Genomic DNA, 13,793 nt, shown 5'->3' on the forward strand with positions numbered 1-13,793 from the left:
ACTTGGTCATTCCATCGTTTAGCACAATTCATCGAGTACAAAGCGAAACTAGTTGGCATAAAGGTGGAATATGTGAACCCTTCTTATACAAGTCAAACATGTCCGAAATGTTCTGAAAAGAACAAGGCGCAAGACAGAAGATACAAGTGTCAATGTGGATTTGAGAAACATCGTGATATCGTTGGGGCGATGAATATTCGCTACGCAACTGTGGTTGGCGGTAATAGTCAATCCGCCTAAGAACCTATATGGTCTGTCTTAGGAGGGGTGATGGCACACCCTCATCTTGAAGGCTGTTCAAAACAGAAATGGACTGCGAATGCTTAGTCATTCAAGAATCCCATCCGTTACACCGTAAGGTGTAGGACTTGCGGCTTTAGCCGTGGGAGTGTCAAAGGAAAAAGTCCAATAACTGTCATAATTTCTGTGAAATTTTAATAAATTAGTATGTAATAATTTAACTATAGGGTTATTCAAATGTAATGGAGGTAAATAAATAGTTTGGTATGAAATTTTGTATCCAATTGTTAATTTTAGTTATACGTGTTTAGCCTTCACTTACATCCATGCTCTTAATATAGTAAGAAATTCAATAGGAGGGGACTAGTAGTATGAATAAAAAAATTCTAGGACAGTTTAGAAAAATGGCAACAAATAAAAAAGGATTAAGTGCTGCTGCAGTAGCAGTGGGAATTATGAGTACAACTCTTATTCCTCAAAATGCCTATGCACATGGGTTTGTTGAAAAGCCAGGTAGCCGTGCAGCTTTATGCAGTCAAAATTATGGGGCGCTGAATTCAAATTGTGGAAATATAATGTATGAACCGCAAAGTTTAGAAGCTCCTAAAGGCTTCCCACAAGGTGGACCAGCAGATGGGAAAATTGCTTCAGCAGGAGGCCTGTTTGGTGGGATTCTTGATCAACAAACAGCTAATCGATGGTTTAAGAATACAATTAAGGGTGGAGAAAATACCTTCACTTGGAAATACACAGCTCCTCATTCAACAAGTCAATGGCACTATTACATCACGAAAAAGGGATGGGATCCAAATAAACCTTTAGCAAGAGCAGACTTTGAGTTAATTGGTACTGTAAAACACGATGGTTCTAAAGCATCTAATAATTTATCACATAAAATCAATGTACCAACTGATCGTAGTGGGTACCATGTTATTTTAGCTGTTTGGGATGTAGCTGATACTGTAAACGCTTTCTATAATGTGATTGATGTGAATCTAATAAATGATGAAAAAACAGATAAAGAGGCACCAACCAAGCCATCTGAACTACAAGTAATAAAAGCTACTTCAAATAGTGTGGAATTTAATTGGAAACCTGCAACAGACAATGAAGGGGTGAAAGAATATCAAGTGCTACGTAATGGGGAATTAATTAATACTGTAGTCGGTACAAGTGTAATTGATAAAAAATTAAGTCCAAACACAGAATATACGTATACAGTAAGAGCAGTAGATGCTGCAGGAAATATATCTGAGAAAAGTGAAGTATTAGTTATTAAAACAACAGAGGAAAAACCAGATACAGAAGCACCAACTCAGCCTAAAGGATTACACAGTATGGGAACCACTACGAGTAGTATTGATTTAATGTGGAGTCCATCGGAGGATAATGTAGATGTGAGCCATTATATTGTATACAGAGAAGTTGGAGGGGCCATGAAAGAAATAGGTACTGCTAATACAGCTTCATTTATGAATAAAGATTTGCAAGCGAATACAGTATATAAGTATGTAGTATCTGCTGTCGATACATCTGATAATGAATCAATGAAAAGTGATGCCATCACAGTTACAACAAAAGGACAAGAAAACTCTTATGAACAATGGGATGCGCGTAAAGCGTATAAAGCAGGAGATAGAGTAGTTCATGAGGATAAGGTGTATGAGGCAGTTCAGAGTTATCAAGGGAATGGGGATCCAAATTGGATTTTTGCATTGTCATTATGGAAAGAAGTAAACTAATAATGGCAATAGTGAATCCCTTTAGTATTTAAACAATGGGCCAATTATAAGAGAGGGTATTCCTATTTTTTAACTCTTAATATTGTTTGAATATCAATTTCTGCATTTTCAATACCTATTAATAGAGAACGAAACCTAATAATAAAACTATTATTCAAAGTACCTAATACAAATAAAAAGATTAGGTACTTTGAATAAATATTTGATAGATAATAAAAACAATAAGATATAAAGTAACCTTATTATTTAATTTGCTAATGTAATTGGCGCTGTGTACATTGTATCAGTGTATCCATCTGCATGTGTTACTTCAATTTTCATGCGATATGTTCCTGGTTCAGAAATTGCTCCATTATTGCCAGTCTCAGCATCAAAATCTTCATATACATTTGTTCCAGCTGGTAATAATGAACCATAGTGAAAATCAGCGTCATAATAATCCCAACCAGTATCATAGTGTTTTTCAAAAGATGCTGTGTAATGTACATCATATGGATTATCATTTGTTGCTCGTAGAATGATATTTTGTCCCAGTCTGTATTTCGTATCTGAAAGTTGAATTGTGAAATTATTTAATGTTTCTTTAGGACCGCAAATGTAACGACAATATTCGCTCGCCCCATCAGCATGAATTTTAGGTGTTTCCACATTCATTGCTGCTAAACCGCCAAGAGCCAGTGTTCCCGCTAATAATATTTTACTAAATGTTTTCATTTAAAATTCCCCCTGAGTATGTTTTTAATTCATTCAACAGATGTCACATCAAGTAGTTTTATAACATTAAGCAAATTGAATGCTCTTTTTTCTTGAGTACATTTGCTACCAACCTTCCATCTTGTAGTAATTCAATCTGTACATAAAATTTCATGGTTTTAAATCCTATATATGTATCTTAATGTACATTGAATAGATCCTTTAATACTTCGATGATACGTTTGGTTTTTTTACTTGTATCACCTCCTTATTACCATTTGTTGGTAAAATGATAATTTCATTATACATAAAATTGGAATCTACTAACAAGAGCCAATAACTTTGATCTATCCATTATCGCGAAATAAAGGAATTAAATAAAATGTTTTATACAAATGTTGCAGATGCTCAGTTTGTATAGTTTTTCTTATTACGGGGTTCTTTTTGGTCTATATAATTTTAGTTATTTAAAAAGTTTAAGCATTTGATAATTCATGTAATACCTTAATGCTATTAAATATTTCATCATGTTGATAGTAAATTCTATTTTATTTACTATCAACAATTCTTTTGCATACATACTCAACGAAATCTATTTTTAGAGGTATTCCGAAAATAGAACAGAGGTTATTAATATATGCACGAAACTATTTAATTATATATATATAACAGTTATTGTATTTTATGTTAATATTAATATGATAGGAAAGGCATTATATAAGGCGAATGAAATAATTTGTAATAATAAATTATAGGAATAAGAGGATTATAGTATGAAACTAACAAAAATGCTTTTAATAGGAGTTACACTTGCTACGACGACGTTAACATCGTTAGCAAATGTACAGGCAGATACAGCATTTAAAGATGTTCCTGCAAATCATTGGTCTTATGATGCAATTATGCATCTAAAAGATAAAAAAATGATAGCTGGCTATGGAAATGGAATGTTTGGATTAGGCGATAATATTACGCGAGGACAAGTAGCTCGTCTGCTATATGTGTATCTACAGCCATTACTTGTAGGGGATAGGTTTGAAGATCAATTTAAAGATGTAAAAGGTACTATGTTTGAAAAAGAAATTTATGCTGTTGTCAGTTCTGGTCTTATGAATGGATATGGGGATAATGAATTTGGACCAAATGATATTTTAACTCGTGAACAATTAGCGGCAATTTTACAAAAAACATTTAATTTAAAGCAACAATCTATTACTACTTTTAATGATGTGGAAAAAAATTATTGGGCTACTGAGGCGATTAGTGCCCTGCAAGAGAACAAAATTGTTATGGGCACAGGTAACAATTTATTTGAGCCTAAAAAAGTAGTAACTCGTGAGCAGTATGCACAGTTTTTATATAGTGCAATGCGTAAGTTAGAGAAGCCGGGACAACCTGAAGTAATGCCGTTAGGGATACCGAGATCCATGGTGACAGATGATTTCACTTTTGATAAATCGTTGGTTGATATTGTTCCTGTGTATAGTAAATCTATATCTAAAGAGGCGCAGAATCTCATTAAAGAGATAAATGAGAAATATAATCTAGATATAAAGTATTGGGAGACAAGTGCTGTACTACATTTAGCTTCATCTAAAATGTTAAAAGAAAATAAAGATTGGTATGGACCATTGAGTATAGATGAAAAGGGCGGTAATAATTTTACTATTAGCTTCGAAAATTATAACCCATCTATTGAGTTGACGAAAAGATGGGTTACTATGATATACCCTGATTTGAATCTAGACAAAGAGATTGATCGATTGGTCAAAAATGTAAATGTGGAATATGCATTTGATAAAGGCCGACATAAAATAAAAATGGGACAAACGGCTAATTATAAGGGCTGGTACATTTATATTGGTGAATAATTAACCTTTTACAAGGATTTAAACTGATAGAAGGAGTTATTATTGCGATTAAAGAAGCAAGTAATTGGATAGAAACAAACATTCACTCTATGTAGTGTAGATTTTTAATAGAGTATATAAGATAATGTTTAGTTATTCCATATAGTACTGTTGGGAATCAGTATTGTATGAAAAATGTAACGTTTAGGAGCTAATTTGAGTAGGAAAAATAGAAACGATGAAGTTTATAAAAGAAAATAGAGAAGAGCATTTTCGTGAATTAATTGCTAATAACTAGAAGGAAATTGCAAAAAGAAGAGTTAATCAAAAATTAACTCTTCTTTTTATTTAAAATTAAAATTAATTTCTATACCCGTTATACCACAGTTTATTAATTAGATTGTGCATAAGATCAATTTTTACTATAAAAGAGATTTAAATGGGGATAAATTAGCATTCGTAAACCAAATTTCACAGAAAAATAGCTCTTCTTATAAAAGGTGTTTCTAATAATTATTTTGGGATTATACATTTAAAATTAGGTGATAAACTAATTGGGAGAAGTAAAAGTGATAAAGCGCATTTTATTCGTTTGTATTATTTTGGTTCTGGATAATGATTGTAGTATGAGGGTCTAATAAATTTTTAATAGACATTTGTTAATTTAGCATCTCTAAATGGAGAAGTGTAAAAGAGACTTAATTACATTAAAAGAGGCATACATATTATTAGGGTTAACTAAAAAACGAAATATAAAGGATATCTTAGGTTAGGAAAATTTAAAAGCCTTGTCATTATAGACAGGGCTTTCAAAAAAGGGACACAATTGACAACTGAAGGTGACTCTATATTACCATTTTTGGTATTTTAATTCCAGGTATCCATGTTGAGAAATAAAATGATTATTTTGTAGAGTGTGAGATAGGAGATACTGCTTATCAATTTTTCAGGACAGGAAGGCAAAAGCAGAATTTTTTATTTGCTTTAACCAAAGGGTAGGGGAAGTACTTTTGCTTAGTAAATCGTGTTAATCATAGATCAATGTTATGTAAAAAAACTATTTTCAGGATAGGTGTCCTTTGTGTTTTAAGAAGAGAAAATATTTTCTCAACAGGACAAATCGTAATCATCTATAAGTACTATTTATAAGGATAATAGGAAAAACAGAAATTAATAATAAAGGAGAATGCGAAATGAAAACAGTAGTAACTGATAAAGATCTAGCTGAAATCCGCGAAGAAGACGTAGATGTTTTAAAAGTAATGGCACATCCGGTTCGATTACAAATTGTAAGTGAATTAATGCATCATAAAATGTGTAATGTTACGCAGTTAACGGAAATATTAAAACTCCCACAATCTACTGTTTCACAGCATTTATCAAAATTAAGGGGAACCGTACTTCGTGCTGAAAGAAAGGGATTAGAGATGCATTATTTTATAGATAATGCTAAAGCTCGTCAGATTGTAGGAATTTTAGGTTTTTAGGTTAATAATATGTGAAACGTTTCTTGTATGTTTAACAAATTGTACACATTTAAAAACATAAAGCTAAGAAAGCAAGATGTCTAGAATATTTAATAAGGGATACACATGGAAAATTGCATACCATCTATTCCCAATAATTAAATAGAAATGTAACTATAATGATTATATTGAATAGATATTGAAAACATCTATTCTCATAGGATAACAATGGAGGTGAAGGTAGGTTACCTGATAGCTAGCTGTGTTAATCACAATGGCGTAAATGTCCAAGGTGTTGGAGAAGATAAGATGTTTGGTATCTTCTATTATGCGAATACAGATGAATTAAATATGATTTCTGACTTTAAAGAATTAAAAGAGGGTTGTATTCGTGTAGCAATAAACTTATATGGTAAAAATTCATCTGAAGTACAAGCTGCCCAACAAGCTTTTAAAGCAGCTTATATTTAATTTCTATTGTTCTAAAAGAATTAAATTGTTTTGTTCAATCATCTTTGCCACAGCTTCAAATTGAGCTTGATTCTCAAGAACCTCAATCTGCTTCTCTTTAGGGAGTGATTGAAGTATTTCTTTTATTTCTTTACACTCGTATATGTTATTCTCCGAGTCTTCAATTAATTTATTGCGACGATTGGTGTATTCAAGTGCACCTAGAGTCGCTAATGCGCGAGGATATAATCCTATAATTCCCATGAATTTCTCTCCTTTCCTCTACAATAATTCGATAGGGGGAAGGAGATTCCTTTAGTGATTTGGTAGAGTTTTTATATAGTTATATAATATGTTATTTATTAGTGGGAATGTTATTTAGCTGGAATACAATAGAATTAGACTTAAAAGAGCTTCAAAAAAGGATGAGAAGAAAGGGGAATCCAGTAAGTCTGACTCCTTTCCCTTAAATAATCTACTTATGGAACGGTTGTTTACTTGTAAAGTGAATTTTAAATCAGATTCCTTGAGGGAGATTTGATTGACGGAGGGAATGGATAGATAAACAAAATTAAAGAGAATTGTAATGGAAAGAACTATAGGAAATATTAAGGAGTTATTAGATAATATGTTTTTTAGTATTTAAGAAGGGCCCGTGTATAAATTATTAAATATCGAAATAAACGATTAGTCATTAACTAGACAGAAGGACACTAGTTATTTGTATAAATGGAATACCGGAGAGTAGGAAATTAATATAAGTAGAGGGTGCAATCCTCAGTATTTCTTGAATGTTAATAAGCGTTAAACTTTATATTGCAATACTTACAGGTGATGCACCAACTGTTACTACTGTATTTACGGTATAGTCAACGGAGTTAAGGATAGTAACCGTGTTTTGTTCTGGTTGAGCAATATAGATAAATTCTCCATCAGGTGTAAACGCAGCGCTTTTTGGGTCGTTTATGGAAATAGTTCCTGTGGATTGGTGTTGTGCTGTATCAATAATATTGATTTCATCTATAGTTTCTTCTCCTAGCAAAGCTACAGGTTGATTAGGTGAAAGAGCAAGGAACGAGTAGTAATACGTTCCAGTAATAATACTGCCAATCTCTTGAAAAGTGGACAAGTCAATAACTGCAAGTAGGGTCCCAGACCCCGGAAGTTCTTCTGTAACATAAGCTAAGCCATCAAGCAAACTAATTTCTATGATGCTTGGATAATCCATTGAAGTAGGAAGATCTACTATAATTTCTCCTGTATTTAGATCAACCTTTACAATACTCCAAGTTGTATAATTTACGATGTAGGCGTATTGTCCATTCGGATCAATTGCTATACTTGAAAATCCAAATCCTCCAAGTGAGATGGTATTAGTAATGGTTTGAGTTAAGAGGTTAATAACAGTAATGCCCATTGAACCAGTTAAAAAATTTAGTATATACGCAAACTGATTATCCGGAGAAAACCCAATATCAATTGGATTGTTTATTGAGAAAGTAGAGATAATGGTAAGTGTTTCATTATTAATTGTAGAAACACGATTATCATTTGAGTGCAAAACTAAAGTGTATGTTTTGTTTGGATTAACAGTAACTTTAATTGGCTGATATGGAAGATTGATTACATGCTGGACAGTCTTTGTTGCTGTATTAATTACTGAAAGAGTATTATCATCTCTATTTGCTGTAAAAGCATAAACCGGAGGATTTGGTGGCACTGGTAAAACAGAAAGGGTGCCATTTAAGATAAATGTATTTTCATCTTGTGGCGTAACTGTTAAACTCTTAAGTTTAAAGCTGCTAAAATCAAAGCAGCAATTCGGATCAGTTGTATAATAAACAATCTGATTGATAGAGAATTTATGCCATTTAGAAAAAGCTGCATCTCCTTGTCCATATTGATTTTGAACAGGAGAAATACTAACAAGCATTGTAAGTACGCCATATATGAGAACACTGTGTACTGGATAGGAACCGTCTGGTAGGTCATCTTGCAGAAGGCAAGGGTTCGGTGTTTGCAGCGTACATGGTTCAAATGCACATTTTAATCGGTTTGTATTCCAGGTGACAGCACCGGTATAATTCGTAGCATTAATTATATAGCCTTCAGGAGCTGTAATTAAAACCTCAAAATCTACATATTGATTGCACGTACCTTGGCAAGGTAACATGATTTCACTTCCTTTATCAAAAATTATTTGTTATTTCATGTGGTATATAAAGTTGATTACATATCGTATTAAGAAAAAAATTTTTAGAACCTATGCCTTTTTATGAAATAATCATGATTGAAAGGCATCTACTTGTTAATGCAATATACAAATAGTTGGCAATGCTCTATATTATGCTTCCTATTTCTTAATGCTTGTACATATCATGGTTATTTTAATTGGAATAAAATCTGATTCAATAATGGTAAAACATATTGAGATAAATGTGAAATTGATTTCGATAGATTAAGCTGAGCAATAAGGCATGCTGCTAAAGCGTTGTTGATTTCGAAGAAGTCAAAGCATGAAAGGTGCTCAACGCTATGGCAGAAACGGAAATTGCATATGTGCCACTAATGAGGAGGGTGATCGCTTAAGAATGAGGAAGAGTAAGTCTAGAGAGTGATTAGATGTTCCTGGTTTATTTTTCACATCAGTAGATTTTCTACTTAGCAAGTCATATTGTAATTGAAGTTATTTATGGAATAGGTTTTCACCGAAAATAATAAAAATTCATGAACAAACAAGGTAACGTCTTTATCTTTTAGTGTATATAAAAAGAAAATCATAATTACCGGAACAGTTTGTTCTATTTGTTTATATAATAACATAACTGAACTGTAGTTATTGATAAGGAGTGGGATAATAGTTGCCTAAATTTATGGTTATTATGGCTAGTAATAACACATGCCATTGTTTGTAGAAAAATCAATACGGAATGTATTAAATTAGAATTGTAAATGTTTCACAGTTTTTATTATAGATAATAATTCTAGCAAACTTACTCAATAAATAATTCGAACATGTATAAAAAATATATAATTTTATAGAAGTAATATTCAACATATTTCAGAATGAACAGAAAAAGTAAGGTATGCAGTTTTAATTAACGAAGCCTATCAGTCTATTAGAACTGTAAAAAGATCAACACAAAAAATTACAAATAATGATCCATATATAATGGATCATAGTTTGATATGTATTGAGCTTCTATTTTGCCAATCGTTTAAAAAATGGGGTTCTTACTGGGATGAAAAACCTGAATTTTATAGCATAAAATATGTTCGTTTTTTTGAGATTAAATCATTTTGGGGATTTTTATCCAATAGATAAAATTTTAGATATAAGTTGTATTAATTCAAATTTAATACATTTTTAGTTATTAATGAAAAAATGAATTTGTACAATTATTAAACCATAAATAACATGTTAGGAATTAAGAGGAGACTTAAGAAGAAAAAGAGGGTGAGATCTTGAGTGAAATCTATTTGAAAAATTATTGGTTATTAAATTTAGAGTATATAAAGGTGTTTTCTGAATTAGTACATCATAACATTTCTTTACCTTTATTAAGTAATTTTTATCAATATTTAGAAGAAGATGTTAAAAGCAAGATGAAAAGTAAGGATTTTTATAAATATTTGTCAGTTGCACCAATAGAAGAAAAACAATTGCAGTCAGAATTTGAAAAATGGTTGCCTCTGCTTGAGCAAATGACAAAGAAAAGAGGACCAGATGGAGTCGTATTACTTAATACTGATTATCTTCGTTTTTCAGCAGGTAATTTTTCGCATTTTAACCCTGAGTATACAAAAATATTAACAAGAGCAAAAAAAAGCGAGCTTTATGGTCTTCCTACGATTTGTACAATGGATTATACAAATAAAGTTCCGGATAGTTCTCATATTTTCATTGAAAAAGCTCAAAAAATTTTTTCAACATATAAAGAACATCCGTTATTTTCCAATAAATTTTTTCAAACAAAACTACTCAATGATCTTCCTATCATGATTGAAAAAATTAATATGGCATATTTTATTTTTGAAGAACATGATATCTCGAGTGTGATTGTTGGTACAACAGAAGATATAACGAACCGAGTACTTACTCTTATCTCTAAAAGTAAGGGGATTCCAAGTTATTGTCTTCAGCATGGGGCCATAATGGGAGAAGAAGCGTTTTTTCCAATTTTCGCTACAAAACAGATTGTATATGGAGAGTACGAACGAGAGTGGTATTTTCAAAGAGGGGGAGCTGATTCTCAAATCGAGATATTGGGACACCCAAGATATGATGATATCTATAATAAGAAACATTTAGAAAAAAAAGTACTTTGTAAGAAACTAAATATAGATCCCTCTAAGAAAATAATATTTATAGCAACGCAACCATTTAAAACCCAAGTTTATGTTGAATTAACAAAACAATTGATGAAAGACAAAAATATTACAGTTATTATAAAGCCTCATCCATGGGAAAAAGGTCGTAATTTAGTGAGTGAATATATTCATTTAAGTAAGGTATATCCTAATGTCAAGTATATTACAACTGAAGTGAATATTTATGATGTCATTTCTAATTCAGATCTTGTAGTTATCTCTAATTCAACAGTAGGATTAGAGGCTATGTTATTGGATAAACCAGTAGTTGTTTATAAATCTAAGTCAGAGGAGAGGGATTATAAATATTACGATGAATTAAGCTGGCTTGTGACTCATTCTATTGAAAATATGATACAGACAATTGAAAAAGTTTTATATGATTCTTCATATTCTACAACTGCTAAACAATTAAGGGATTATTTCATACAGAAAAATTACCCTCAAACAACAGTTACTCAAAAATTACAAGATTTATCTCGAGGTATGTAAAAGTGAAAAATGAAAAATCTTTATAAAACACACTGGATTATACAGCAAAACATCTAAGTAATCGTATGGAATAAGGCCGTAGACACGTAAAACGTCGTTTTGCTAGATCCTCAAGATTTCAAAACTCTCTTCAAGCCTCAATCACAATAAAAGGAATTGAAACTATTCATGCCCTATATAAAAAACGGAGTCATCAACCAAACTCCGTTTTTTCAATGTACAATGAATTATAGAAATTATTGCTGTCTATATAAAATTTGTTTTTTTAAACCACAGTTTTTTACATTTAGCTAATTTTGCAACAGAACCAATATGTCCAGTCTAGAACTTCGTCTGGATAGAATTTTCACTACAATATGACATTTCCTGTGGACAAGATATGTGGGAGAAGTTTGGTATTATGAAATCAGTGTGTTTCCTAATTTTTTTCTGATAGGAATGGCAATACAGTGCACTCTTCTTTTAGTCTTGAAGTTAAAAGTGTATTAATATGAAGTGGTGAACTACTCAACACTTCATATTCTAACGGACTGTTAATAGAAGGGTAACAATATAGAAAAAACTCAATCTGAGCATTTAGTACTTTGGGATAATAGTGAAATATCTACTTATTTAGAATGTTCCATGAGAAATTCCACCATCAATTGGAATAAAAGTACCTGTAATAGCACTTGCAGCATCACTAGCTAAAAAAGCTACAACATTACCAAATTCTATTGGGTCATTATATCTCTTCATTGGTAAATTTTGTGTGATTTCTAATTCGATATCTTCAACATTTCGCTTTTGTGTTTTAGACATTTCATTTAATAATTCGGATGCGCGAGCAGTTTTGAAAGAACCAGGTCCGACAGTATTAACTGTAACTCCATAACTAGCGTATTGATGAGAAAGAGTTTTAGAAAGAGAAGCTAGTCCAGCCCTATATATATTTGATAAGGTAAGCATTTTTGAAGGCTCTTTTGCAGTAAGAGAAGAATTTATAATAATTCTTCCCCACTTACGAGAAGACATATCAGGAATTAATTGTTTAGTTAAATAAATGACGGGCAATAACAGATCATTGTGTGCTTTACAGAAATCTTCAATAGTTAAATCCTCTATCGTTCCAGCTTTAGGACCAGCCACATTTGTAAATAAAATATCAATCTTTCCCAGTTGATTCTTTCCTTGCATAATAAGTTTATTTAAATCTTCGATGCTAGTTACATCGGATGGTATTGCTAGAACTTCTCCTTTACTACCAATATCACAAATTTCTTTTTTAGCTTTTTCTAATTTTTTACTTCTACTTGTAATAATCACATTATGTCCATCACAGTATAATCTTTTAGCAACTGCTAAGCCAAGTCCATCAGAACTAGCTAACACTAATGCTGTACGTCTTTCAATTTTATTCATTAAATCTCCTCCAACATATCTTCATATAATTGATCATCTTTACTTACATCATATTTTAAAGTTCTACCTATAAAATTCTTAGCTTCTGAAGGTTGGGTACCTGTTCCAGGGCGCTTATATGTTAAATCACTCCATTGAATTTTTGTACCTTTAGCCATATCACTACAAGCTACCAAGGATCTACGAGTTAATATGAAATTTGCATCATCTGTATGCCGGCGCTTTATGGGTACACCCATTGCTTTTTTAATATTACGTATATCAGTTACAAATTGATTTAGTTCATGAGGATTAATAGAAACTTCATAGTCAGGTCTTTTTATTGTAGCGTCTAAACTGAAGTGCTTTTCTATAACGTGAGCACCTAACGTCACTGCTGCTAAGGAGATAGCTGTTCCTGCAGTGTGATCACAGAAGCCTACTGGATAATTAAAATTTTTTAGTGTCTCCATTACTCTAAGATCAACTTCATTAGGTGGAGTCGGATATTTAGTATTAGTTTGATATACAACGACATTTTTTCCACCTGATTTTTCAATCACTTCTAAAGCAGCTTCTATTTCAGATAACAATGCACTTCCAGTAGAAAGAAATATAGGTAAACCAGTTTTTGCACATTCAGCCAAAAAGGGATGGCATGTAATATCCCCGCTAACTATTTTAAGAAAGTCAGCACCTGACTTGACAATAAACTCAAGAGACTTAAAATCTACTACACAAGCCGTCGTAGATAATCCCAATCTATGTGCAGTATCAAACAATTCGATAATCTGTTCGTCTGATAATCTCCATTTATCCCAATCTAATTTGGTCTTAGAAGATTTTCTACAATCAATGTCATTATAGGCTATATGCTGAAAAGTAACTGCATCAGCCATACTTGAGTTGGCAACCTCGACCATTTTTTTCGCCTCAATAAATGAACCTGCATGATTAATTCCGGCCTCAGCAATTACAAAAACTGATGAATCATCACCAATTAGCTTCCTATTAATATTAAATTTCTGCATCAGTAATCTGTCCTTTCTCAAGGTAACTACAAAATTGCAGCAGTTGTATAGAATGTAATTTCTTAAGTGTATTTGTAA

At 31.9% G+C, this 13,793-nt stretch carries 10 protein-coding genes and 2 pseudogenes; 7 read left to right on the top strand and 5 right to left on the bottom strand.

The genetic code is table 11. The features are described from left to right. Together ACQVV1_RS16570 and ACQVV1_RS16575 are read left to right on the top strand one after the other, a co-directional pair. A partial coding sequence (locus ACQVV1_RS16570; protein WP_431169178.1) for a zinc ribbon domain-containing protein occupies nucleotides 1–240 on the top strand: 240 nt, incomplete at its 5' end. 371 nt (nucleotides 241–611) lie between these two features. Further along, a complete protein-coding gene (locus ACQVV1_RS16575; protein WP_431169179.1) occupies nucleotides 612–1,982 on the top strand; it encodes a lytic polysaccharide monooxygenase in 1,371 nt (456 codons plus the stop codon). 246 nt (nucleotides 1,983–2,228) lie between these two features. Here the strand turns inward: ACQVV1_RS16575 and ACQVV1_RS16580 are convergent, their stop codons facing one another. Then, the gene (locus tag ACQVV1_RS16580; protein ID WP_431169180.1) at nucleotides 2,229–2,696 is read right to left on the bottom strand and encodes a COG1361 family protein; all 468 of its coding nucleotides are present in this window, start codon (nucleotides 2,694–2,696) and stop codon (nucleotides 2,229–2,231) included. Nucleotides 2,697–3,448: 752 nt separating this feature from the next. On the opposite strand from ACQVV1_RS16580, the gene ACQVV1_RS16585 reads away from it, so the two are divergent. The 3 genes and pseudogenes from ACQVV1_RS16585 to ACQVV1_RS16595 form a co-directional block, all read left to right on the top strand. Beyond that, nucleotides 3,449–4,546, top strand: coding sequence for an S-layer homology domain-containing protein (locus tag ACQVV1_RS16585; protein WP_336376665.1), 1,098 nt, complete (start codon nucleotides 3,449–3,451; stop codon nucleotides 4,544–4,546). A gap of 1,172 nt (nucleotides 4,547–5,718) precedes the next feature. Further along, nucleotides 5,719–6,012 (top strand): ArsR/SmtB family transcription factor, encoded by a 294-nt coding sequence (locus tag ACQVV1_RS16590; protein WP_242253806.1) that lies wholly within the window; start codon nucleotides 5,719–5,721, stop codon nucleotides 6,010–6,012. Nucleotides 6,013–6,228: 216 nt separating this feature from the next. Further along, nucleotides 6,229–6,462 (top strand): annotated as a pseudogene (locus ACQVV1_RS16595) (M4 family metallopeptidase); the annotation flags it as partial. 3 nt (nucleotides 6,463–6,465) lie between these two features. Here the strand turns inward: ACQVV1_RS16595 and ACQVV1_RS16600 are convergent. Further along, nucleotides 6,466–6,705, bottom strand: a complete 240-nt coding sequence (locus ACQVV1_RS16600) for a hypothetical protein (protein WP_242253805.1) — start codon at nucleotides 6,703–6,705, stop codon at nucleotides 6,466–6,468. Between the two features lie 547 nt (nucleotides 6,706–7,252). Continuing rightward, nucleotides 7,253–8,614, bottom strand: coding sequence for a YncE family protein (locus tag ACQVV1_RS16605; protein WP_431169181.1), 1,362 nt, complete (start codon nucleotides 8,612–8,614; stop codon nucleotides 7,253–7,255). A 1,292-nt stretch (nucleotides 8,615–9,906) separates the two neighbouring features. Between ACQVV1_RS16605 and ACQVV1_RS16610 the strand changes: the two genes are divergently transcribed. Together ACQVV1_RS16610 and ACQVV1_RS16615 are read left to right on the top strand one after the other, a co-directional pair. After that, nucleotides 9,907–11,304, top strand: a complete 1,398-nt coding sequence (locus ACQVV1_RS16610; RefSeq protein WP_242253795.1) for a CDP-glycerol glycerophosphotransferase family protein — start codon at nucleotides 9,907–9,909, stop codon at nucleotides 11,302–11,304. A gap of 29 nt (nucleotides 11,305–11,333) precedes the next feature. Then, nucleotides 11,334–11,537: pseudogene (locus ACQVV1_RS16615) on the top strand (IS6 family transposase); the annotation flags it as partial. Nucleotides 11,538–11,916: 379 nt separating this feature from the next. Here the strand turns inward: ACQVV1_RS16615 and ACQVV1_RS16620 are convergent. Together ACQVV1_RS16620 and ACQVV1_RS16625 are read right to left on the bottom strand one after the other, a co-directional pair. Next, entirely contained in the window at nucleotides 11,917–12,705 is a 789-nt protein-coding gene (locus tag ACQVV1_RS16620) for an SDR family oxidoreductase (protein WP_242253794.1), read from the bottom strand. Further along, entirely contained in the window at nucleotides 12,705–13,715 is a 1,011-nt protein-coding gene (locus tag ACQVV1_RS16625; protein ID WP_242253791.1) for an N-acetylneuraminate synthase family protein, read from the bottom strand. The genes ACQVV1_RS16620 and ACQVV1_RS16625 overlap by 1 nt, the downstream gene beginning before the upstream one ends. Nucleotides 13,716–13,793: the final 78 nt, after the last annotated feature.

Source organism: Bacillus basilensis (assembly GCF_050630465.1).
Classification (GTDB): Bacteria; Bacillota; Bacilli; order Bacillales; family Bacillaceae_G; genus Bacillus_A; species Bacillus_A basilensis.